Source organism: Myxococcus sp. NMCA1 (assembly GCF_026810205.1).
In the GTDB taxonomy this organism is placed as follows: Bacteria; Myxococcota; Myxococcia; order Myxococcales; family Myxococcaceae; genus Myxococcus; species Myxococcus xanthus_A.
In genome coordinates this window covers 621,171-643,122 of record NZ_CP113950.1, presented here as the reverse complement: position 1 = coordinate 643,122, position 21,952 = coordinate 621,171, and the positions used below count along the sequence as shown (strand labels likewise).

Genomic DNA, 21,952 nt, shown 5'->3' with positions numbered 1-21,952 from the left:
GGCCTGCTCCATGACGGCATCCATCCTCTTTCAATCCCTCTTGAACGCGCCGGCATCGAGCGCGAAGTACAGGAACAGCGGCAGGCCCGCCGAAACGCCGGCCCCCAGGGTGAGGCCGGTGACGAAGAGGGCCTGATTCCGCTGGATGAACCTGCCGGAGTACGCGGCCACCAGCAACACGACCGCGGACACCACGACGTCCAGCCATGCAAACGCGCTGATGCGATTGGCCGCGGCCTGCGCGACGAACAGTGGAACATCCAGCCCGTGCTCCACGACGAAGGGCACGAAGGCCGCGTAGGGGATGGCCACTCCCGCCACGGTCAGGGCCAGGAGCACGGACTTGAGGTGCCGGGTCTTCACCGCGTCAGCATAACAAGCGTGCGTTCACACCATGCCGTCGGGGCTCACTCGAGTGTGGCCATGAACGGCGCGCTGTTCGCCTCGCACCAGCGACGGTAGGTCTGGAGCCGGTCCTCGGACGTGACGCGCTTGGAGACCTGGCCATTCTCCGTCAGGTACTCGATGGCCCCGCGCACGGTGATGAGAAGGACCGCTGGCGCGTCGCCCGTCACCCGCCAGCTGTCGACATTGCCGGGCGGTTCGTAGACGTAGCCACCGGGGCCAATCACCTCCCCCGTGTCGAGCAGCTCGCGAGTCCCGGAGAGGTTGAAGCCGTGCACCTCGCCGGTGTGGCGGTGCCGGGGAATGACGGTGCCGGGCTCCAAGCGGAAGAGGTACATCCAGCCGGAGCCATCCCGGAAGAAACGAAGCGGCTTGAAGGAGAGGCCCGCGGGGCCCATGGGAATCCAGGGCATGCGCTCGGGGTCGACCGGGCGCGAGGACGCAGAGGACGAGGACGTGTCGTTCATGATGGCTCCTGTGAAGAAACGCCGTCACCTTGCGCCCTCACTGGCCCGCCCACCGGGCCAGAATTGACGAATCTCACTGGGCCAAACTAGAGGGGCTCCTGGCATGGACCTTCACGTCGACCTCCAGGACCGCAGAGACGTCGCGGGGCAGATCTACCGAGGGCTGCGCGCGCGGATTCTCGACGGGCGGCTGCGGGACGGTGAGCAGGTTCCTCCATCGCGTGAGCTGGCCCAGCGGCTGGGCGTCTCGCGCAACACGGTGGGCGTAGCCTACGAATGGCTGGCCGCCGAGGGCCTGCTCGTGGGCCGAGGCCGCGCGGGCAGCTTCGTCCAGAACGCGCCCCGGGAACAATGTGCGCGCGCGGCGGCGACGCGCGGTGTGAAGCTGCGTCCGCGCGCCGTCTGGAGCGAGCTGCACGTCCCTCCACCCGCCGAGCCGCCAGCGCCGTATGACTTCCGCGTCGGCACCCCCGACGCCGCGTTGTTCCCGTTCGAAACCTGGCATCGGCTGCTCGCGCGGCACCTGCGCGCCGCCGTGATGACGGCAGCCTACGCGGACCCGGCCGGCCACCCCGAGCTGCGCGAGGCCGTGGCACGCCACGTGGGCGTCTCCCGAGGCGTTCGTGCCGAAGCGTCGGACGTGCTCATCACGCATGGAGCGCAGCAGGCGCTAGACCTCGCGGGCCGGGTGCTGCTGGAGCCCGGAGACCGCGTCGCCGTGGAGGAACCCGGCTACCCGCCCGCACGGCTCCTGTTCCAGTCACTCGGAGCCCGCGTGGTTCCGGTGCCAGTCGACGAGGAGGGGCTCGACATGCAGGCGCTGCCGGACGACACGCGCCTCGTCTACGTCACGCCGTCCCATCAGTTCCCGCTGGGCATCGTGATGTCGCCCGCGCGCCGCAGGGCCCTGCTCGACTGGGCCCGGCGGCGCGACGCGGTGGTCATCGAGGACGACTACGACAGCGAGTTCCGCTTCGGCGGCCGGCCCTTGGAGACGTTGCACAGCCTGGACCGTTCGGGCCGCGTCCTCTACGTGGGCTCGTTCTCCAAGGTGCTGCTCCCCGCGCTGCGATTGGGATTCCTCGTCGCGCCGCCCTCGCTCCAACGAGAGCTCCGGCTGGCGAAGCAGGTGACGGACTGGCACAGCCAGCTTCCCGCGCAGGCGGCGCTCGCGCGCTTCATCGACACGGGAGCACTGGCCCGGCACCTGCGAAAGACGCGGCGCGAATACGAGCAACGGCACACGCGGCTGTCGGAGAAGCTCCACCACCACTTTGGAGACACCCTTGAGCAACTGCCCTCCGTCGCGGGCCTGCACCTGTGCGTCGCCTTCACGCGAGGCGGCGCCCGGTTGGAGCGGGAGCTCACACGACGGGCCCGTGACGCGGGAATCGGCATCGAAGAACTCTCCCGCTACTTCGCCGGAACGCCCACCCGCCATGGCTGGGTGCTGGGCTACGGCGGCGTGACAGTAGACCGCATCGACGAAGGACTCAGACGCCTGCGAACGCGGCTCGCCGGAGCCCTCTGAGGCCACCGCACACGAACCACCCGTCAGTCCCAAAGCACCGCCCTCGTCCTCGCCCGCGACTGGAACCTGAACCAGAACGGAAACCGCCATGTCCTCCTCCCAGACGTTCTTCTTCGCCGTGGTGGGCGACGTCCATGGACACATGAACCGGATGGTGAGTCACCTCACCGCCTGGGAGGAACGCAGCCGAAGGCCGCTCGACTTCGTGCTCCAGGTGGGCGACTTCGAGCCCCACCGTCACGACGCCGACCTGGCCACCATGGCCGCACCCATGAAGCACAGGCACCTGGGGGACTTCGAGGCCTACCACCAGCGACGGCGCCGCTTCCCCTGGCCCGTCTACTTCATCGGCGGCAACCACGAGCCCTACGGTCACCTCGACCTGTACCCCGAGGGCTCCGCGCTGGCGCCGCACTGCCACTACCTGGGCCGGAGCGGCGTGGTGGAGTTGAACGGCCTCCGCGTGGCGGGCCTGTCTGGCATCCACCGCGAAGCCACCTTCTGCAAGTCCCGCCCGCCGCTGGCCTCGATGGGCGACGTGTCCAACAAGGACTTCACCTTCTTCAACGAACAGGACGTCGAGCGAGTCCTGGCGCTCGGGCGCGCGGACGTACTCCTGCTGCATGACTGGCCCTCCGGCATCATCCCGCCCGAGGAGGCCGCCGACTTCCAGGGACAGCGCCGCAGCGCGAGCCACGACCTCGTCGGCAACGCGTACGCGCGGCTCCTGGTGGACGCGCTCCAGCCCCGGCTGGTCCTCTGTGGCCACCTGCACCGGCCCTACGCCGGCACCGTCCAGCACCCCGGCGGCCAGCGTTCGCTCGTGCGGTGCCTCGCCAGCGTGGAGCAGGGCGCGGATGCGTTCGCGGTCTTCCAGTGCCGCGAGGGCACGCTCCAGGAAGTCGCCATGCGGGAATGACACCGGGTGGACAACGCGACGCGCCACCCTGCCCGACTTGCGATAGCGAGTCGCCAGGGACGGACACCGCGCCCGCACACAAGGCGAGCGCCGCGCGACCGGAGGTGTTACAGGAAGCGCGCCATGTCCGTCCCCGCCCTCGAACTCCAGGGACTCTCCAAGCGTTACGGAGAGTTCACGGCACTTCACACCGTGGACCTCGCCATCCGTCCCGGTGAAATCTTCGCCTTGCTGGGCCCCAACGGCGCGGGCAAGACGACGATGATTGGCAGCGTCTGCGGCCTGGTGAAGAAGTCCTCCGGCAGCATCCGCGTCTTCGGCAAGGACCTGGACCAGGACCCGGTGGGTCCGCGCTACGACATCGGGCTCGTGCCGCAGGAAATCAACTTCGACCCCTTCTTCACCGTGGCCGAATCGCTGCGCATCCAGCTGGGCTTCTACGGCCGCCCCGCGGATGACGCGCGCATCGACGAGGTGCTCACCGCCCTCAACCTGCACGCGAAGAAGGACGCGTACACGCGCGCGCTGTCCGGTGGCATGAAGCGCCGGCTGCTCATCGCCAAGGCGCTGGTGCACAAGCCCCGCCTCGTGTTCCTCGACGAGCCCACCGCGGGCGTGGACGTGGAGCTGCGCCGCGACTTGTGGACCTACGTGCGCAAGCTCGCCTCGGAGGGCACCACCATCGTCCTCACCACGCACTACCTGGAAGAGGCCGAGGAGCTGGCCGACCGCGTGGGCATCATCAACGAGGGCCGCCTCCTCATGGTGGAGGACAAGGCCACCCTGCTGCGCCGCTTCGGCGAGCGCCGCGTCATCATCACCTTCGAGCAGCCGCAGCCGGGCCTGTCCGAGGCCGGCAAGCGCTTCACCGCCCGCCTCAGCGAGGACGGCCGCACCCTCACCTACGTGGAGCGCGACGGCTGCGCCCCGTCCGGCGAACTGCTCCGCGCCCTCTACGCCGAAGGGCAGCTCATCTCCGACGTGGAGACGCGCCGCTCTCGCATGGAAGACGTGCTCATCGAAATCCTCCGTGGCCGCCCACAGCAGGCCGCCTGAGCCCTCATCATGAACGTCCTTGGGATGAAGACCCTTCTGGCGAAGGAGGTCCGGCGCTTCATGCGCGTGCCGGGGCAAACCGTCCTGTCGCCCCTCATCAGCACCACGCTGTATTTCATCGTCTTCGGCGTCTCCATGTCCAACCGCGTCCAGACGGTGGAGGGCCTGCCGTACCTGCACTTCATCGTGCCGGGGCTCGTCTTCCTCGGCATCGCGAACAACGCCTTCCTCAACAGCTCCTCGTCGCTGTTCATCACCAAGATTCAGGGCACCGTGGTGGACTTGCTGGTGGCCCCGCTGGGGCCCGGTGAGTTGATGGCGGGCTTCATCGGCGGCGCCATGGTGCGCGGGCTCGCGGTGGGTCTGCTCACCTGGGCCGTGGCCACCTTCTTCACCGGCTTCAGCCTGGAGCACGCGGGAGTGGCCGCGTACTTCCTCATCCTGTCGTCCTACGTCTTCAGTGTGCTGGGCATGCTCGCCGCGGTGTGGGCGGAGAAGTTCGAGCAGATCAACTTCTTCCCCACCTTCGTCATGCTGCCCCTCACCTTCCTGGGCGGCGTCTTCTATTCCGTGCGCGAGCTGCCCGCGCCCTGGAACACCGTCAGCCTCTTCAACCCCATGGTCTACATGGTGGAAGGGCTGCGCTACGGCATGCTCGGCCGCAGCATCTATTCGCCCCTGGGCGGCGGGAGCATCCTCTTCGCCGTCGCCGTGGTGGCCACCGCGCTCACCTACGCCGTCCTGCGCTCCGGCTACAAAATGAAAGCCTGACTCACCCCGGAAAGCCGGGCAGGCCGTTCACGCCTGCCTGCCTGCTCGTTCCCAACCCTGTGGGGTAATTCGCGACTGAGCAATTCCCACGAGGTAAGAAAGAGCGATATCCTGGCGGGCACACATGGCTGTGCCATTCGGTAAGTACGAGCTACTACGCAAGATTGCCTCTGGGGGAATGGGTCAGGTGTTTCTGGCCCGCGAACATGGGACGGGGTTCGAGCGACTTGTCGTCCTCAAGCTCATCCTTCCCCACCTCGCGGAGGATGATGAGTTCCTCTCCATGTTCCTGGACGAGGCGGGGCTCGTAGCGCGCCTGACGCACCCCAACCTCATCACCATCCTCGACCTGACAGAGATTGAGGGCCGCCACTGCCTGGCGATGGAGTACGTGCAGGGCGACGACGTGCGCCGCCTGGACAAGACGTCCCGCGCGCAGGGCAAGACGCTGCCGGTGGGACTCATCCTGCGCATCATCGCGGACGCGGCCGCCGGGCTCGACTACGCGCACCAGGCGCGTGACGCCCAGGGCAAGCCGCTGCGGCTGGTGCACCGCGACGTGTCGCCGCAGAACATCCTGGTCGGCTTCGACGGCGGGGTGAAGGTCATCGACTTCGGCGTGGCGAAGGCGGCCACCAGCAGCCAGAACACGGCCACCGGCGTCCTCAAGGGCAAGTACCCGTACATGTCCCCGGAGCAGGCCAGCGGGCTCTCCATCGACGCGCGCAGTGACTTGTTCGCGCTGGGCGTCGTCATGTGGGAGCTGCTCACCGGTAAGCGCCTCTTCAAGGGCGAGTCGGACATGATGACGCTGCGGCTGGTGAAGGACTGCCAGGTGCCACGGCCGTCGCAGCTCAACCCGCGCCTGCCACCGGGCCTGGACGAAGTGGTGCTCAAGGCCCTGGCGCCCTCGCCGGACCAGCGCTACCCGGACTGCGGCGCCTTCCGGCTGGCGCTGGAGGACTACGCGCTCAACCTGCGGCTGCCCTCCAGCAGCGCGCACCTGGCCGCCTTCCTGCGGGAGCTCTACGCGGACCGCATCGCCCATGAGACGGACCCGGCGAAGCTGGACCAGCTCGCGGAGGACGCGGACCTGGACTCGCGCTCCAACTCGTCGCTCAGCGGAGTGCCGGGGCTGCTGGGCCCTGCGGGGCGCTCCTCCGCGTCGCGGGCCATGCGCGGCTCCCCCCATGGCGCCGTCCCCGGGACGCGCTCGCGGCACGCCGCCGCCGCGCCGCAGCCGAAGGAGCAGACGCGAGGCACCGCGCCCCTGGCCCGTCAGCAACCGGAGCCGGCCCGGCGCATCCCCTGGCTCCCGGTGGCCACGGCGGGGCTGGGCCTGCTCATCGCGGGCGCGGGCATCGTCTTCTTCCGCTCGCCCGCGGACGCCACCCCGGTCCGTCCGCCGGTGGAAGTGGCCGTGCCGCACCAGCCGGAAGTCGCGCCTGAAGTGCAGCCGCCTCCACACGTGGACCCCGAGCCGGCGCGCCACGTGAAGCTGCCCGTCATCACCGAGCCCCCTGGAGCCCGGGTGAGCGTCAACGGCGAGGAGCGCGGCGAGACACCGCTGCGCCTGGAGCTGGAGGCCGGAGCCGCCCCGGTGTCGGTGACGCTGGCCCTCAACGGCTACGAGCCCGTGACACGGCAGGTGTCCGCCACGGACGAGGAGCTGCGCCTGGAGCTGCGGCGCGCCGGAGGCGGCAAGTCCAGTCCGGGCACGCCGGCCGCAGGGACGAAGCGGCCCGCCAATCCCGGCCAGGGCGGCGGCCTGGGCATCAAGACGGGCCGCTGAGCCTCGCGCGGGAAAATCCGCGCGAAATGATTTTCTGAGACGGCGCGCGCGCTGGGCCCTCAGGGGGAGTGGACCCCCTCACAGGCCCAGGCGCCATGACTCCAGAATCCATCCACCGTTCCGCCGCTCCCGCTCCGGGCGCTCCGGGCCGTCGCGTGCCCAAGACGCTGGCGTGGCTCGCGGGCGCGGCCTTGCTCGTGGGAGGCGTGGCCCTGCTGTCGTCGCGTGGCGGCGATGGCGAGTCGTCCGATGCCGAAGCCGGCGGCACCGCCGCGGCGTCCCGGAAGGCCGCATCCGGCGGGCGAGGCCACGGCGGGCGCGCGGGCGCGGGTGGGACGCACGACGAAGAGCCGCCGCCCCCTCGCTTCGACGAGGCCGTGTGCTGGCGCGAGCTGGAGCGCTTCGACGCGGCGGTGACGCTGGAGAACTTCCGCGCGTGGGCCGCGCCGCTGCTCGCGTCGGGGGATTCGCTGGTCGCGGACTACCTGGCGGAGCGCCTGACGGAGCTGATTGGCCAGGACCCGGGCCGAGCGAGCCAGGTGCTGTCCTGGGCGCGCACCGCGGGGCCCGACGAGTTCGACGTCCTCCTGACGGCGCTGCGTGGCTCGGAGGCGGTGCACCACGCCCAGGTGGCCACCCAGCTGCTGGCGCAGGGCATGGACGCCACGCTCGACGGCGGACGGCGCGCGGGCATCCTGTCCGCGCTGGACACGCAGAAGCGCTTCGAGCCGGCGGCGCTGGACACCCTGACGGCCTTCGCGAAAGACCCCGTCTCCGGCGAGGCAGGCTGGGCCGCCACGCGCACCATCGCCCGCGTCATGAAGCGCGACTTCGAGGCGAAGGGCAACGCCGCGCCCTACATGGACGCGCTGCTCGCCATCGGCACCGAGTCCCCCGACGAGCAGATTCGCTACCTGGCGCTGTCCACGCCCATGCACGCCACGCCCGTGCTGGATGAGCACACCCGCGCGCGGTACGCGAAGGTGCTCACGCAGGAGGGCAGCCCGGACGGACGCGAGGCCGCCGCCCACAACCTCTCCATCTCCGGAGACAACCAGCAGGTGCTGGAGCTGTTCGCCCAGGCCTTCGCCCGAGAGCAGGAGACGTGCGTGCGGTGGGCCCTCTTCCGCTTCGCCGCGCGCGCATCCGGCCGCGAGGCCCTGCCCGTCATGGCCAACATGGCGATGGCCGATCCGCGCTTCCAGCCCATCTACCAGATTTTCGAACAGCTCTACGCGAGCGGGCTCCACGACTTCGTCCGGCTCTGGAACAGCCTGCCCGACCAGGACCCCTTCGGCTGTCTCGTCGGTCACGACTGAGCACGGGAGCTTCCATGAAACGCCTCTGCCTACTGCTCACGCTGCCCCTCTTCCCCCTGCTGTCCGCCAACGCGCACGCGGCCTCCGCCGACGCGCGGCCCGCGCTCCGGGCCAGCACCTGCTCCGTGCGCGGGCTGATGGATGACATCCGCCGTGGACTGGGCTCCGGCTCACCGTCCTACCAGCGCTACCTGCGCACCCTGCTGCGCGAGGCCGCCGTCACGCTGCCGGACGCTGAGCTGCGCGACGCCTTCGCGCGGGAGTCGGACCCCGTCATGGCCGAACACCTGGCGGCGGCGCTGGTGGCCCGCGCGGAACGTGAAGCGGACACCCAGGCCATGGACGTGGTGGCACAGCGCGCGCTGCACGACGCGGACCCGTCGGTGCGCGCCGCCACCCTGCGGGCGATGCGGCGCACCGGCGCGCTGGAGCGCACCGGCGATTTGTACGAGCGCATGGTGCGGGACGAGTCGCCCCAGGTGCGGCAGGAGGCGGCGACCAACCTCATCGAGGACAACGCACACGTGTACGCCGGCCAGTACGGCCCGGCGGCCGACACGGCGGTGACGGCCGCGGTGGCCTCCACGGACCCGGCGGTGACGGCGCGCATCCTGGACAACCTCTCCACGGAGAAAATCAGCGCCGAGTCCGCGGACCGCATCACGTCCTTGCTGCGCAGCGACGACGCGAGCGTGCGCAAGGCCGCCGTCAACGCGCTGGGCGGCGTCCCGGCGGAGCAGATGCAGGGCGCCCGTGAGTCCCTGCTCGCCATGTACCGCGAGGAGACGGACGACAGCGTGCGCAAGGCGCTGCTCCAGAGCGTCGCGCAGCTCGGCTTCGAGGGCGCGATTCCCGACCTCCAACGCCTGCGCGCCATGGACCCGCGCCTGGCGCGGGAGGCCGACGCGTGGATTCAGGTTCTCGGCATGGGCCTTCAGGAGTGGAGCCTGCTCCTGAGGGAGAAGCAGCGGTTGCAGCAGGCTCCGTGACAGGCAGTCCATTGAAAGGAACACCTCATGCGTAGCAGCACCTGGAAGAACTCCCTGGCCGCGCTGGCCGCGCTGGCGCTCATCCCCGCGTCCGTGACGGCGCACACCGTCAAGGGCACCCACACCGGCTCGGTGACGGCCCTGACCAACTACAGCAGCGGCAAGTTCCACGGCGCGGTGGACATCGGCGCGGGCGGCCGTTGCAACTACTGGGGCGCGGAGACGGGCGTGGTGGGCTCGCTCTACTGGGCGGTGACCATCCGCACCACCGGCGTCGTCTGCAACGGCAACGGCAGCGGCAACCAGAACGAGGCCCGCCACGCCTGGGCGAGCGGCTGGACGTTCCGTCAGTGGCACTTCATCAAGACGGCGGACTCCCGCAACCGCACGTGTGACCGCTGCCAGGTGGGCAACATCGGCGGCACCGGAAACTCCTCCGGCCCCCACGCGCACCTCCAGCAGGACAAGCTGGGGACGAAGGACACGTCCTGGTACAAGGGCTACGTCAGCGTGGGCACCGCCGTCACGCGCGCGAAGACCATCGGCGTTCTGGACTGACGCACGGGCCCACCTGGGCCGCCAGGAGGCCCGGACACGTCCCCCATCGGAAGGTCCGGGCCTTCGACCTCGCGCGGGGCGCCGCTCAGCCCAGCTTCATGCCCTTCGGGCGGGCCAGCAGCCGCTCGATGTAGGCCTCCAGCGCGGGACGCCCCGTCCGGCTGCCGAAGATGCGCATCCAGATGAACATCGAGCCAATCATCACGTCCGCCGCGGTGAAGCGTTCACCGAACAGGTAGGGCCCCTGTCCCAGCTCGCCCTCGACGACGTTCAGCACCGTCTCGAAGTCCGTCCAGCCCCGCGCGGGCCCCGTCGGCAGCTTCATCAGGTGGTCCCCCATGGAGGGCTCGAGCTGCGACGTGGAATACACCATCAACGACAGGTAGCGCCCCCGGTCCTTGTCACCCGGCTTCGGCGCGAGCTGCGCGTCCGGGAATTTCTCCGCCAGGTAGAGACAGATGGCCGCGCTCTCGAACAGCCGCGCGTCTCCGTCCACCAAGGCTGGCAATTTCCCAGCGGGGTTGATTTTCAAGAACTCAGGCGACTTGTTCTCCTTCTTCTCGAAGTCGATGGGGACGATTTCGTACTGCGCGCCGCACTCATCCAGCATCCACTTGGCAATGACCGCGCGGCTTCTGGGGTTGAAATAGAGTTTCATCGTCGGACCTGACCTTTCGGATGGAGGACAGCGCTGTCTCCTACCAGAACGCCGGCACGGAGCACGGCATCATGCGCGTGAAGAAATCCACCGCTGGACGCTCGCCCACCCGTCAGACTTCGATGGTGGAATCCCTGCCGATGAGACACGCACCCGACTGGGCCCGCTTCGCGAGCACGCACTGGGAGCAGTCCCCCACGCGGCTGCGGCTGGACACCCCGCTCATTCCGCCCGAGCAGGCCTTCCAGGGGCTCGTCTCCATCAGCGCGCCCTTCCGCTTCGGCACGCGCTTCCGCGCCCTGCCCGACGTGCGCTTCTTCGCGGACACCGCTCGCATGCGCGCGCCCGGCACGCTCCTGCCCGGGGAGCAGGACGCGGACGCCACCGCGTATCTCCAGCGCGTCGGCCGCGAGCTCGGCGCGGCGCGCGGCTTCCAGTGCTTCGTGGAACAGCCGCTCATGCGGGACTACGCGCAGTGGGAGCGAGTGCGCGCCTTCGTCGACGGCGCGCTGGCGCAGGTCGGCGTGCCCGTGCTGCCCATCATCAGCGACCTGTGGCTGGGACGCTTCAGCGAGCCGCCGCAGGGCGCCGCGCGCCGGGAACACCATGCCCGCTTCACCGCGGTGCTCCACGGGCGGCTGCGCGTGCGCCAGTGGACGAAGGACGCCCACGAGGCCCGGACGGTGGAGGCCCAGGCGGGGGACGTGCTGTATGCGCCGTCCCACGTCTGGCAAGAGGAGGCGAGCGACGAGGGCGCCCTGGTGCTGCGGCTGTGGATTCCGGTGCGCGGCAGCGAGCCCCTGGAGGCCGTGAAGGCCCTGGCGGTGAAGCTCCTGGAGGCCCAGGGCGAGGCGGATGACACCGTCCCGTACCTGCCCTTTCCCGGGACGCGTGGACGCACGCCCGTGCCACGACTGGCGCACACCGCGAGCGCGCTGCGGGCCGTGACGCACGGCCCGGACCTGCGGCAACTGCTGCGCATCACGTGGGCCCAGCGCGTCAGCGCCTCCGCGCTGGAGCCGGTGCCTCCACCGCGCGCCCACGAACCCCTCGAAGAAGACGCCTACGTGCGGAAGACGCCTCCGGGCCGCGTGGTGCGGATGCTGGACAGCCCGGGGCAGTGGCTGTGGGCCGTCAACGGCCACGCCTTCGCCGGTCCAGGCCCCTTCGCGGCGCACGTACTGGACGCGCTGGCGCCGGGCGTCCCCGTGCGGGTGGGCGCCCTGTGCGGCCTGGGGCGAGGCGCGTCCCAACGCGAGCAGGTGCGGGCCTTGCTGGAAACCCTTCATGCGCTGCGCGGTATCGAGCGCGTGCCCTCGAAGGAGGCCTGACGGATGGCCCGCATCGACATCCAGCGCCGGTTCGACTGGGACACCTTCGTCACGCGCTACTGGAACCGGCGGCCGGTGCTCTACCAGGCGACGGGCGTCAATCCGTTCATGGACACGGACGTGTTCGACGCGGCGCTCGGGGCCTCGCGCGGCGCCATGGACCCGCCCACGGCGCTCGAGGCGCGCACGGACGTCCAGTTCACCATCGACCAGGGGCAGCCCGTCCACCCCGGGCCCTGGCTTCCCCGCGACACCGACGGCTCGCTGGACGGCTACGACTCGCGGCTCGCGGACGCGCTGGGAACTCGTCGCTACGCGCTCATCATCTCCCTGCTGCATTCCCACGGCTTCGGACTCTGGTCCCGCGAGCGGGCCTTCTTCTCCGACCTCTGGCGGCGCGTGGGGCTCCCCCTGTCAGGCGGCATCACCACGCTGTTCCATGGGAACTACGAGCACAGTCCGGTGGGCGTCCACCTGGACCGCTTCACCACGTTCCTCTTTGCCATCCGGGGCCGCAAGCGGATGCGCTTCTGGGCCAGGCGCCCATGGAGCATGCCCGTCACCACCCTGGTGGACTACGCGCCCTACCTGGCGGAGTCATTCACCGCGGAAGTGGGGCCCGGCGACATCCTCTACTGGCCCGCCAGCTACTACCACGTCGGAGAGAGCGCGAGCCGGGACGTCGCCACCAGCGTCAACGTGGGCGTCCCCGTCACCGGACACCAGGCCCGCTATGACGTGGAGGACCTCGTGAGCACAGGCCGCGGTAACGCACCACGCGCTCGCGACACGGCGCGTGGCCGTGCGCTGGTACCGGACGTGCTCGACGGCGACGGCGTGCTGCCGCGTGAGCTGCCCGCCGCCCTGCGGCAGGCCGCGAACACATTGCGCGAAAGCAGCCATGACTCACGAACCCAGGCCCACATCCGGACCCTGTGGCTCAACGGGCGCTCCGCGGGCGGCTTCGAGCCCCCACCGCCTCCCGCGAGGCGGCGGCCCCTCAAGGACACAGACATCCTTCACGGGAATAAAAGCTTCCCCATCCTGCTGGAGAAAACAGGCACGGGTTGGTGTTGTTCAGCCAACGGCAACGCGTTGCATGTCTCAGGCCTTCGGCAACCGGTGAATAAACTTGTCGCGACATTGAACACGGCGCGCACGGTGAGCGTGGGTGAACTCTTGCACCCTTTTCCCTCGCGAGGCGACATGCCACTCCGCGTCTTGAAACCGCTGCCCGCGACGCGCGCGGGCGTGCGCCGGATGCTGGAAATTCTACTGACATTTCGAGCCATCCAGCTGGCAGGCCGATAACGCAGCAAGCAAAGACATCTCAACTTGACTCAATCGAATTACACACTTTACCATGCTTGAGCAGTCTGACCCCAACGTGTGGAGGATTCCCATGGTGAAGGCGAAGACGAAGACGAAGGCGTCCAAGCAGACCAAGAAGCTGACCCAGGTGCTTCGGGAGCTGGACAAGACGACGAAGCCCGCGGGTTCCACCAACGCGTTCAAGACCTGCTCGCGCTATATGTACTGCGTCTAGGACACGCGCCGCTGACGCTTGATTGGACGCCTCACACGCGCGTCCCGGCCTCGCCGGGTCGCGCGTTTCTATTTTCGCCCGACCGGGACAGGGCCGACTGATGACGCGAAGGGCGCATGTGCTGCCATCCCTTGCACCAACACCTCCAGCCGCCCCACCCCGCTTCCCCCCGCAGACCCGCCGCCTCCTGGAGGCCGTCCGCAAGGGCCCCGAGGCCAGCGGCTGCTTCCCGCCCATTGTCCGGCCCGGCCCCGAGCGTGTGCTGCAGGTGGCCCGCGCCTTCCAAGGCGCCAGTGACGCCGCGCGGCTGGGCGCCCTGCTCTCACAGCCCGCCTTCCAGCCGCTGGTGGATTTCTATGAAGCCCTGGGCGACGGGTGCGACGCCATTGCCCGGCGGCGCCCGGGCCTGTTCGGCGCGCGCGTCGTGCGGCTCACCAACGCGGCGCTGTTCGGCCCGGTGCTGACGGATGCCTTCGCATTGTGCGCCGCCACCCCGGCGGCACAGGGGCCCCACCCGGGGCTGCTCCGACTGAGGGATGGGTTCCTGGCCTTCTTCGGCCTCTTCGCGAAGCGGCTCGCACGCGACCTGAAGGCCGGCGTCTTCCGCCGCGCGGGCTTCGAGGGCCCCGTCACCCGGCTCTGGGCCAACCCCGAGGAGACGCACAACGGGCGGCAGCACGTCCTGCGCGTCCAGTTCCGCCGGGGCGGCGCGCTGGCGTACAAGCCCCGGCCCGCGAGCGGAGAGGCCCTCTTCCTGGCGGAGCCGGAGCGGCGTGGCCCACGCGCCTTCTTCGACTGGGTCAACCACCTTCCGGCGGCCTCGGGAGCGGTGCGGCTCCCCACCCTGCGCGTCCTGCGCGGACGAGGCAGGGACGCCTTCGCGTACAGCTGGCAGGACTGGATTGAACGTCCCCGCCAGTGGGGCGTCCTCCGCGATTCGCCCCAGCTGAAGCTCCACGGCTGCCAGCTGCCGCCGCCCCAGGCCGCGCGCTTCTGGCACCACGCGGGCGCCCTCACCGGCACGTGCTTCGCCGTGGGCGCGGCGGACCTGCTGGGCAGCAACCTGGTGGTGGGCGTCCGGCGCGGGCAACGCGAGCCGCTGCCCTACCTGGTGGACCTGGAGCTGTTCTTCTGTCCCGTGCGCCGGCTCCCGGAGACAGGGCTGATTCCAGAGGGGAACCGGCGCGGCAACCACCACGTCGGCTTCGAATGGCGCGCCTGGTGGTGCACCACCGGCGGCCCGCTGCTGTGCTTCTTCCCCGCCCGGAACGGCGCGCTCCAGCTTCGCCCGCGAAGGCGCGCGTGGGCCCGGGAGGAAGCCCGCTCCGTGGTGGCGGACACCGAGGGCCACGTGGGCTACGCGGCCCACCTGCTGCCCTTCCTGCGCGGCATGTTCGACGTGTGGACCAAGCTGCTCATGGAGCACGAACGCGTGACGGCCTTCCTCGCGCGCGCGGCGCGGCGGCACCATGTCCGCGTGCTCGTCAAACCCTCGGACGCGTATGACGCGCCGCTGGAGCACATGATGCTGGCGTCCCGAGGGCAGGTGCCCGGCGCCAGCGACCGGGGCCGCGTGCGCTTCAGCCCCGAGGAGCGCGAGCAGCTGGGCCGCTACGACGTGCCGTACTTCTTCCGCAAGGCGGACGGCGGTCCCCTGCTGATGATGGATGCGCCGCCCACCTCCGCGGCCTTCCGGCCCGTGGGCGAGCAACAGTTCCTGGAGTCCACGCCGCCCCCTGCCCCGCACATCCTGAACGGCGAACAGCTCGGCCTGATGAACCTGGGCGTGGCCCTGCGGGACGCGGTGGACGCCGTCGCCCAGGACCTGCGCCACCGCGTCCTGGAGGCGCCTCAATGGGGTATGCGTCTGTCATTGGCGAAGGACCGCCGCACGGGCGCGGTGTCCTTCGACTGGCCGGAGACGGGCAAGCGCCTGACGTTCTCCTGGAACCGCCGCACCGTGCGCCTCACCGACGAGGCACTGGACGAGGCGCCCGCTCCCCGGCATGGGAAGCGGGCCCGGCGAAAGCCGCCTACCGCTTGAAGTGGTCGGCGATGACGCTGGCCACGCAGCAGGTGAGCTTCTTGCCCGTGGGGATGTGGAGGAACTCGTTGGGGCCGTGGGCGTTGCTGCCCGGGCCCAGCAGGCCGGTGATGAGGAACTGCGCCTCCGGGAAGCGCTCGCCCAGCATGCCCATGAAGGGGATGGTGCCGCCCTCACCCATGGCCATGGCCGGCCGGCCGAAGTAGGTGGCGGACGCGGACTCCACCGCGTTCGACAGCCAGGAGGCCAGCGGCGGCGCGTCCCAGCCGGTGCTGGACTTCTCACCCTCGAACGTCACCGTCGCGCCGTACGGCGGGTCCTTCACCAGCGCCTGCGTCAGCGCCTCCATGGCCGCCTTGGGGTCCACGCGCGGCGGGATGCGCATGGACAGCTTCACCGTGGTGAAGGGCCGCAGCACGTTGCCCGCGCTGTTGAGCGCCGGCATGCCGTCCACGCCCGTCACGGACAGCGCCGGGCGCCACGTCCGGTTGAGCACCAGCTCCGCGCCGTCGTCCGACACGGGGCGGATGCCGGGCACCCAGGGGAACTTGGTGAAGACCTCCTCGCCCAGCACCTTGGCCGCCGCGCGGGCCTGGTCGCGCCGCGCCTCCGGAATCTGCGTGTGCAGGGCCTCCACCAGCACCTTGCCCGTGCCCTCCTCCTCCACGCGCGACAGCACCTGCCGCAGCACGCGGAAGGACGACGGGACGATTCCGCTCGCGTCCCCGGAGTGCACGCCCTCCGTGAGCACGTCCACCCGCAGGTTGCCGGCCACCATGCCGCGCAGCGACGTGGTCATCCACAGCTGCTCGTAGTTGGCGCAGCCGGAATCCAGACACACCACCAGCGACGGCTTGCCGATGCGCGGCGCCAGCGCCTCGATGTAGGCCGGCAAGTCGTAGCTGCCGCTCTCCTCGCACGCCTCGATGAGCACCACGCAGCGCGCGTGCGGCAGGCCCTGCTCGCGAAGCAGGCGAATGGCGGTGAGCGACGCGAAGGCGGAGTAGCCGTCATCCGCGCCGCCGCGCCCGTAGAGCTTGTCGCCCTCGCGCACCGGCGTCCACGGCGTCAAGCCCTCGCGCCAGCCCGTCATCTCCGGCTGCTTGTCCAGGTGGCCGTACAAAAGGACGGTGTCGTCGCCCTTCGTCCCGGGCACCTCCATGTAGATGACCGGCGTGCGCTCGCGGCCCTTCTCGTCCTTGAGGCGCACCACCTCCAGCACCAGGCCGGGCAGGTGCTGGGCCTGCGCGAGGCACCAGTCCGCGACGAGCTGAACGGCGGCCTCCATGTGGCCGGAGCGGACCCAGTCCGGGTCGAAGGCGGGCGACTTGTTGGGGATGCGGATGTAGCGCTCGAGCGCGGGGAGGATTTCCTGCTCCCAGATGCGGTCGGACGTGTCGGTGGCGGTCTGGACGTTCATGGCCATGTCGGGCCGAATCCAGAACACGGGAGAGGGGCCCCCGTCCACAGGGGGAATCCACCAGGAGGCCGGACGGCGTTGATGGCCCCCATCGGATGCGCTGAAAACGCCCCACCCTGGCACTCCTGGGAGTACCGGGGCGGGGCGCCAACTGCCGTCAGCCGCTCACTGCTCCGCGGGGATTTCGCGCACGGACAGCCACTTGAAGTCCACGTCGGTGGCGCTGTCCCAGCGGAAGACCGCGATGGGGCCGCCCCAGCTGATGGGCATGGCGTTCACCCCGCCGCCGCAGTGGCTGGCGTCGCCACCCCAGCTACCCGAGTCCACCATGTCGTAGACCTTCTTCCAGGTGACCTTGTCGGCGTTCTCGTTGAGGTACATCTCCAGGCGCACGGCGTCCTTGCCGTTGACCTTGGTGTTGCGCATCACCGACTTGAAGCCCACCCAGCGGCCGCGGAGCGCGGACGTGCCGGACTTGTACGCCGCTTGTTCGTACGAGACGTGCCACGTCTCCTTCTGCCAGCGGACCCGGCCGTCATAGTGCAGCGAGCCCTTGTAGGCACTGCCCTCGCAGCCCGAGTGGCTGTCGTTGTGCTTTCCGCCACGCGCGTACCAGGCGAAGTTGTCCGTGTTGTCGGACGCGGAGTTGACCTTGATGAAGCCCGTCATCTCCACGTTCCGCCAGTCGTTCGCCGCCTGCATGTAGCCTCGGCTGGCCAGCACGTCACGGTCATAGGTCGGAATCTTGGACGCGCTGTAGCCCGTTGAAGTGAAGACGGACATGCGCACCTTGCTGTTCTTCATCTTCCAGGAGCCGTCCGAGTTGCGGCTGATGGTGTTCTGCGGGTCAAAGCGCTTGTCGGACGTCGCGTTGTCCGCCAGGAACCACTGCTCGCCGCCCGACTTGGTCGGGTAGATCATCGACACGCCGAACTTGTCCTGGGTGGGCGAGGGGCCCGGGCCGGGGTCCGGATTCTCCGGGTCCGGATTCTCCGGGTCCGGGTCGGGGTCCGGGATGGTGGCGCCGGAGAGGGCCGCCATGTCCGTGATGCTGCCCCAGGTCGTCTGGGTGCTGCCGTAGAAGGTGACGCGCACGTAGCGGGCGTTCACCGTGGGGAAGGTGACGCGGTCGAAGTCAGCCGTCTTCCCGGAGGAGATGCCCACGAAGACGCGGGTGAACGTGGTCCCGTCCGTCGACGTGGAGATGTCGAAGAGGTTGATGCGCTCGTTGCCACGGAACCAGGCGATGTCCAGGCCGTTCAGCGGCTTCACCGACCCCATGTCGCCGCGAATCCACTGGCCCGCGCCGGAGGCCGACCAGCGCGTGGCCTTGTTGCCGTCAACCGCCATGGCAGGCGTGTTGCCGTCGTCGGAACTGGCGGTGGCGGACGTGAAGCCTCCAGCGGCCAGCGCGGGCGTCGCGAACGCGCCGACAGCCAGCGAGAACGCGGTGACAGACGTACGGAAGCGCTTCCATCCCCCCCGGGACGAAGTCGAGTGCTGTCGATTCAAGTGACTACCTCAAGTGAGGCCGCGAGCTTCCGCGACACATCGGAGCGGCCAAGAGCCCCTCCGGAGCGCCGCGTTCCCCCCGCGGCGCGTGGACTTCCATTCCCTGACCGCCCCGGAAGCAAGCACCCACACCTACGCGCGGGGGCTTTCTTCAGGAGCGACCAGAGGTGTTACCGACTCAACGACGGACTGCGGGCCCAAATACCCTTTGAGTCGATATGGAATTCCCACGACATTTCTTGAGCATGTTTTCAGACATGCCCGCTCGCCCTGCAGTGAAACGTGCAATGAAACATCACGCGTTTCTCAGTCTTTTGCGGGAAGTCTTATCACAGCCAGAGCCGAACCCTTCAGCTGCACGGTGTCTGTCTTCAATGGCTGCAATTTTTCGGAGCCGCCGAAGCAAGCATCTTCGGTCCACAGCACCAGCTCCGAGCCGGCGGGCACCGGATAATCCAGCGCGCCGCGCAGGCTGAGCAACACCCGCAGGCGCTGGCCGCCCCCACGCCGCTCGAGCACCAGGGCGTCCGGCCCCAGGGCCCGGGCCTCGTAGGAGCCCCGCCCCGTCTCGCGCAGGGCGGGCTCAGAAGCGCGCAGACGGAGCAGCTCCCGGTAGAGCGCTCGCACGCCCGCATGCCCTGGTTTCTCCGCCTCCGCCCAGTCCAGTCGGGAGCGGGTGAAGGTGTCCTCCGCCTGCGGGTCCGGCACCTCCGCGCCCGCGAAGCGCGCGAAGCCGGCGAACTCCTTGCGCCGGCCCTCCGTGACGAGCTTGCCCAGCTCCGCGTTGTGCTCGGTGAAGTAGAGGAAGGGCGTGCTGGCGTTCCACTCCTGCCCCATGAAGAGCATGGGCGTGTAGGGAGACAGCAGCAGCAGCCCACTCATGGCGCGGAAGGCCGCGGGGCTCACGTCGTGCCCCAGCCGCTCGCCGAAGGCACGGTTGCCCACCTGGTCATGGTTCTGGATGCAGTGGACGAAGCGCCAGGGCTCCAGCCCATCCGCCTTCGTGCCTCGCGCATGGCCCAGGTTCTTCGACACCTGCCCTTCGTAGAACCAGCCCTGGTTCAGCGTGCGCGCCAGGTCCTCCGTGTTACCCGTGTAGTCCCGGTAGTAGCCCTCGCTGTCCCCCGCGAAGGCGCGGCGCATCTGGTGGTGGAAGTCATCCGCCCACACGCCGTCCAGTCCCAGGCCGCCCTCCGCCGCGGGGCGCATCAGGCGCCGCTCGTTGCGCTCGTCCTCGGCGATGACATGCACCTGCCGGCCCGGCGCGCAGGCCCGCGCACGCTCGGCGATTTCGGTGAGCAGGTGCGGCGTGCCGTCGTCGATGATGGCGTGCGCGGCGTCCAGGCGCAGGCCGTCCAGGTGGTAGTCGGCAATCCACATCTCCACGTTGGCCAGCACCTGGGTCCGCGCGTGGGCGCTGCCTTCGGCGTCGTAGTTCACCGCGTCGCCCCACGGCGTGTGGTGGCGGCCGGTGAAGTAGTGCGGCGAATACACCCGCAGGTAATTCCCATCCGGTCCGAAGTGGTTGTAGACGGCGTCCATCAGCACCGCGAGCCCGTGCGCGTGCGCGGCGTCCACCAACCGGCGCAGCCCCTCCGGACCGCCGTAGGCCCACAGGGGCGCGAACAGACTCACGCCGTCGTAGCCCCAGTTGCGGCGTCCCGGGAAGGACGCCACCGGCATCAGCTCCAGCGCGGTGACGCCCAGCTCCTTGAGGCCGGCCAGACGCGGGATGAGCGACTCGAAGGTGCCTTCGGGCGTGGCCGTGCCCACGTGCACCTCGTAGATGACCAGCGCCTGCGGCGCCACGCCCTTCCAGCCCGCATCCGTCCAGGCGAAGTCGGGCACCACCACTTCGGACGGCCCATGCACGCCCTGGGGCTGCGAACGCGACCACGGGTCCGGGAAGGGGCCTTCGCCGTCCACGCGCAGCTTGTAGCGAAGCCCCGCGCCCTGCCCTTCCAGCACCGCGCCGAAGCAGTCGCCGGGCTCCTGCGCCATCGGCAAGACGCGGCCGGGATTGCCTTGCGCGTCGTGCAACACCACCTCCACGCGCTGGTGGCCGGGCGCCCAGACACGCCACCGCACCCGCCCGTCCGCCTCCACCCACGCCCCCAAGAGAGGGGCCTTCGACCGCGCTGCCCGAGACTCATCCGCTGGACCCATGGGCGTGACCCTGTAATGCGGCACCCCTGCCCTTGAGGAGCACTCCGTGCGGCCGGACGCGCCCGCCGCGCGGCGGATGTTCACGGGTAGGCATGGCGCCCGGAAGGAATGGGAACCGCCCGACGGTGTTCGTGACGACACCCCGGGCTGGAAGACGGCCGTGAGCAGGCGCGCGGCCCGCCTTGTCGGCCCCGCGCCCCGCCAGGATGATGCGCCCTCCGGCGGCCACCCGCCCCTGATTGGAGTCCCCTGGAATGAGCATCCCCCACCCTGGCCTGGAGCCGCTGCCCGAATCGCCTGACGAGGACGTGCGCGCGCGCGTCGCCGCCATTGAGGTCCTCTCCCCCCGCGAAATCGACGAGCGGTTGTCGGACCTGGGCTACCGGGGGCAGCCGGAGGCGCGCCGCGCGGCATCCGTGCTGGCGTACCGGCACCTGCGCCGCATCCGCCACCTGTTCCTGGAGGGGCTCGCCCCCGAACCGGGCATGCGGGAGAACTGCCTCTTCCTGGGGCCCACCGGCTCGGGGAAGACGTTCCTCGTGGAGCTGCTGTTCCGCGAAATCCTCGCCGTGCCCACCGTGCTGGCGGACGCCACGCAGTTCTCCGAAACGGGCTACGTGGGCGACGACGTGAGCACGCTGCTGTCGCGCCTGTACGAAGCCGCGGACCGGGACGCGGCCTGGGCCGGCTGCGGCGTGGTGTGCATGGACGAGTTCGACAAGCTCGCCACCAGCCGCTCCGACAGCCGCTTCGCCGGCCAGCAGACCACGAAGGACGTCAGCGGCTTCGGCGTGCAGCGCAGCCTGCTGCACATGCTGTCCGCCCCCAGCGCGGACTTCCCGCCCGACTTCGGCTTCACCAGCCGCCAGCGGCCCGACACCATGGAGCTGGCCTGCGTCACCTTCATCGCGTGCGGCGCCTTCAGTGGACTGGGCGCCACCGCGGATGGGCTGGCCCGGAGCGAACACCTGGGCTTCGGCCGCGAACCGCTCCCGGCGCGGGCGGAGAGCATCGCCACGCGGGTGACGGAGGAGCAGCTGGAACAGACCACCGCCTTCGCGCGCTACGGCTTCATCCCGGAGCTCATTGGCCGCTTCAACCGGCTGGTCTCCTTCTCGCCCCTGGACGCGGGCACCCTGGGCGACATCCTCCAGCACAACGTGCTGCGTGCCTACGAGCGCGAGTTCGAGCAGGAAGGGCTGCGCCTGCAGGTGGACACCGAGGTGCGGGAGTTCGTGGTCGCCCGCGCGCTCAAGCGGGAGACGGGCGCGCGAGGGCTGCGCACCACGCTCGCCCCCTTGCTGGAGCAGGCCGCCTACGAGCACTTTGGCCACCGTGGAAACGACGGCACGCTCCGGCTGACGCTGGAGGCCGGCGAGGTCCAGGCGCGGCGGGTGTAGCCGCGCGCCCTCCGGCCAGCTGACGTGCCAGGGGAGCAGGCCCGTTCCACACCCCGCACTCACAAGCC

The 21,952-nt window shown here is 69.9% G+C and carries 19 protein-coding genes; 13 read left to right on the top strand and 6 right to left on the bottom strand.

What is annotated here, in order from left to right; translation table 11 throughout:
• Nucleotides 1–30: 30 nt before the first annotated feature.
• Both OZ403_RS02855 and OZ403_RS02850 read right to left on the bottom strand, forming a co-directional pair.
• On the bottom strand, nt 31–363 hold the full coding sequence (locus OZ403_RS02855; RefSeq protein ID WP_140787003.1) for a DUF2834 domain-containing protein: 333 nt from the start codon (nt 361–363) through the stop codon (nt 31–33).
• A 44-nt stretch (nt 364–407) separates the two neighbouring features.
• Nucleotides 408–872: a 2,4'-dihydroxyacetophenone dioxygenase family protein gene (locus OZ403_RS02850; protein ID WP_268783420.1), complete on the bottom strand. Its 465-nt coding sequence runs from the start codon at nt 870–872 to the stop codon at nt 408–410.
• Nucleotides 873–975: 103 nt separating this feature from the next.
• Between OZ403_RS02850 and pdxR the strand changes: the two genes are divergently transcribed.
• The 8 genes from pdxR to OZ403_RS02810 all read left to right on the top strand — a co-directional run bounded on the left by pdxR (nt 976) and on the right by OZ403_RS02810 (nt 9,807).
• Complete coding sequence (pdxR, locus tag OZ403_RS02845; protein ID WP_268783419.1) at nt 976–2,403, top strand: MocR-like pyridoxine biosynthesis transcription factor PdxR; 1,428 nt, start codon at nt 976–978, stop codon at nt 2,401–2,403.
• Between the two features lie 88 nt (nt 2,404–2,491).
• Nucleotides 2,492–3,322, top strand: a complete 831-nt coding sequence (locus OZ403_RS02840) for a metallophosphoesterase (protein ID WP_268783418.1) — start codon at nt 2,492–2,494, stop codon at nt 3,320–3,322.
• A gap of 123 nt (nt 3,323–3,445) precedes the next feature.
• Nucleotides 3,446–4,378 carry an ABC transporter ATP-binding protein gene (locus tag OZ403_RS02835; protein WP_140786996.1) on the top strand — a complete coding sequence of 311 codons (933 nt, stop codon included), beginning with the start codon at nt 3,446–3,448 and terminating at the stop codon, nt 4,376–4,378.
• Nucleotides 4,379–4,402: 24 nt separating this feature from the next.
• Nucleotides 4,403–5,149, top strand: coding sequence for an ABC transporter permease (locus OZ403_RS02830; protein WP_174258622.1), 747 nt, complete (start codon nt 4,403–4,405; stop codon nt 5,147–5,149).
• Nucleotides 5,150–5,273: 124 nt separating this feature from the next.
• The gene (locus tag OZ403_RS02825; RefSeq protein ID WP_140786992.1) at nt 5,274–6,941 is read left to right on the top strand and encodes a serine/threonine protein kinase; all 1,668 of its coding nucleotides are present in this window, start codon (nt 5,274–5,276) and stop codon (nt 6,939–6,941) included.
• 95 nt (nt 6,942–7,036) lie between these two features.
• On the top strand, nt 7,037–8,260 hold the full coding sequence (locus OZ403_RS02820) for a hypothetical protein (protein ID WP_268783417.1): 1,224 nt from the start codon (nt 7,037–7,039) through the stop codon (nt 8,258–8,260).
• Nucleotides 8,261–8,274: 14 nt separating this feature from the next.
• Complete coding sequence (locus OZ403_RS02815) at nt 8,275–9,249, top strand: HEAT repeat domain-containing protein (RefSeq protein WP_268783416.1); 975 nt, start codon at nt 8,275–8,277, stop codon at nt 9,247–9,249.
• Between the two features lie 27 nt (nt 9,250–9,276).
• Nucleotides 9,277–9,807 (top strand): hypothetical protein, encoded by a 531-nt coding sequence (locus OZ403_RS02810; RefSeq protein WP_140786987.1) that lies wholly within the window; start codon nt 9,277–9,279, stop codon nt 9,805–9,807.
• A gap of 85 nt (nt 9,808–9,892) precedes the next feature.
• Here the strand turns inward: OZ403_RS02810 and OZ403_RS02805 are convergent, their stop codons facing one another.
• Complete coding sequence (locus OZ403_RS02805; RefSeq protein ID WP_140786985.1) at nt 9,893–10,465, bottom strand: glutathione S-transferase family protein; 573 nt, start codon at nt 10,463–10,465, stop codon at nt 9,893–9,895.
• Between the two features lie 20 nt (nt 10,466–10,485).
• Between OZ403_RS02805 and OZ403_RS02800 the strand changes: the two genes are divergently transcribed.
• The 4 genes from OZ403_RS02800 to OZ403_RS02785 all read left to right on the top strand — a co-directional run bounded on the left by OZ403_RS02800 (nt 10,486) and on the right by OZ403_RS02785 (nt 15,386).
• Complete coding sequence (locus OZ403_RS02800; protein ID WP_268783415.1) at nt 10,486–11,796, top strand: hypothetical protein; 1,311 nt, start codon at nt 10,486–10,488, stop codon at nt 11,794–11,796.
• Nucleotides 11,797–11,799: 3 nt separating this feature from the next.
• Entirely contained in the window at nt 11,800–13,107 is a 1,308-nt protein-coding gene (locus OZ403_RS02795) for a JmjC domain-containing protein (protein WP_268783414.1), read from the top strand.
• 52 nt (nt 13,108–13,159) lie between these two features.
• A complete protein-coding gene (locus OZ403_RS02790) occupies nt 13,160–13,342 on the top strand; it encodes a hypothetical protein (RefSeq protein ID WP_140786979.1) in 183 nt (60 codons plus the stop codon).
• Between the two features lie 118 nt (nt 13,343–13,460).
• Nucleotides 13,461–15,386 carry a DUF4135 domain-containing protein gene (locus tag OZ403_RS02785; protein WP_268783413.1) on the top strand — a complete coding sequence of 642 codons (1,926 nt, stop codon included), beginning with the start codon at nt 13,461–13,463 and terminating at the stop codon, nt 15,384–15,386.
• On the opposite strand, the gene OZ403_RS02780 is transcribed toward OZ403_RS02785, so the two are convergent.
• The 3 genes from OZ403_RS02780 to treZ form a co-directional block, all read right to left on the bottom strand.
• A complete protein-coding gene (locus OZ403_RS02780; protein WP_174258621.1) occupies nt 15,376–16,812 on the bottom strand; it encodes a M20 family metallopeptidase in 1,437 nt (478 codons plus the stop codon). The two genes, OZ403_RS02785 and OZ403_RS02780, sit on opposite strands and share 11 nt — an antisense overlap.
• Before the next feature lie 159 nt (nt 16,813–16,971).
• Nucleotides 16,972–18,318: a discoidin domain-containing protein gene (locus OZ403_RS02775; RefSeq protein ID WP_140786978.1), complete on the bottom strand. Its 1,347-nt coding sequence runs from the start codon at nt 18,316–18,318 to the stop codon at nt 16,972–16,974.
• 306 nt (nt 18,319–18,624) lie between these two features.
• On the bottom strand, nt 18,625–20,484 hold the full coding sequence (treZ, locus tag OZ403_RS02770; protein WP_268783412.1) for a malto-oligosyltrehalose trehalohydrolase: 1,860 nt from the start codon (nt 20,482–20,484) through the stop codon (nt 18,625–18,627).
• Nucleotides 20,485–20,738: 254 nt separating this feature from the next.
• Here treZ and OZ403_RS02765 point away from each other — a divergent pair, with 254 nt between their 5' ends.
• The gene (locus tag OZ403_RS02765; protein ID WP_268783411.1) at nt 20,739–21,884 is read left to right on the top strand and encodes an AAA family ATPase; all 1,146 of its coding nucleotides are present in this window, start codon (nt 20,739–20,741) and stop codon (nt 21,882–21,884) included.
• Nucleotides 21,885–21,952: the final 68 nt, after the last annotated feature.

Bases quoted from the DNA above. Each gene is read 5' to 3' on its own strand.
- treZ (WP_268783412.1), bottom strand. From the start codon at position 20,484: ATGGGTCCAGCGGATGAGTCTCGGGCAGCGCGGTCGAAGGCCCCTCTC.
- OZ403_RS02825 (WP_140786992.1), top strand. From the start codon at position 5,274: ATGGCTGTGCCATTCGGTAAGTACGAGCTACTACGCAAGATTGCCTCT.
- pdxR (WP_268783419.1), top strand. From the start codon at position 976: ATGGACCTTCACGTCGACCTCCAGGACCGCAGAGACGTCGCGGGGCAG.
- OZ403_RS02820 (WP_268783417.1), top strand. From the start codon at position 7,037: ATGACTCCAGAATCCATCCACCGTTCCGCCGCTCCCGCTCCGGGCGCT.
- OZ403_RS02790 (WP_140786979.1), top strand. From the start codon at position 13,160: ATGCTTGAGCAGTCTGACCCCAACGTGTGGAGGATTCCCATGGTGAAG.
- OZ403_RS02805 (WP_140786985.1), bottom strand. From the start codon at position 10,465: ATGAAACTCTATTTCAACCCCAGAAGCCGCGCGGTCATTGCCAAGTGG.
- OZ403_RS02810 (WP_140786987.1), top strand. From the start codon at position 9,277: ATGCGTAGCAGCACCTGGAAGAACTCCCTGGCCGCGCTGGCCGCGCTG.
- OZ403_RS02835 (WP_140786996.1), top strand. From the start codon at position 3,446: ATGTCCGTCCCCGCCCTCGAACTCCAGGGACTCTCCAAGCGTTACGGA.
- OZ403_RS02780 (WP_174258621.1), bottom strand. From the start codon at position 16,812: ATGGCCATGAACGTCCAGACCGCCACCGACACGTCCGACCGCATCTGG.
- OZ403_RS02815 (WP_268783416.1), top strand. From the start codon at position 8,275: ATGAAACGCCTCTGCCTACTGCTCACGCTGCCCCTCTTCCCCCTGCTG.
- OZ403_RS02800 (WP_268783415.1), top strand. From the start codon at position 10,486: ATGGAGGACAGCGCTGTCTCCTACCAGAACGCCGGCACGGAGCACGGC.
- OZ403_RS02840 (WP_268783418.1), top strand. From the start codon at position 2,492: ATGTCCTCCTCCCAGACGTTCTTCTTCGCCGTGGTGGGCGACGTCCAT.
- OZ403_RS02765 (WP_268783411.1), top strand. From the start codon at position 20,739: ATGAGCATCCCCCACCCTGGCCTGGAGCCGCTGCCCGAATCGCCTGAC.
- OZ403_RS02850 (WP_268783420.1), bottom strand. From the start codon at position 872: ATGAACGACACGTCCTCGTCCTCTGCGTCCTCGCGCCCGGTCGACCCC.
- OZ403_RS02795 (WP_268783414.1), top strand. From the start codon at position 11,800: ATGGCCCGCATCGACATCCAGCGCCGGTTCGACTGGGACACCTTCGTC.
- OZ403_RS02830 (WP_174258622.1), top strand. From the start codon at position 4,403: ATGAAGACCCTTCTGGCGAAGGAGGTCCGGCGCTTCATGCGCGTGCCG.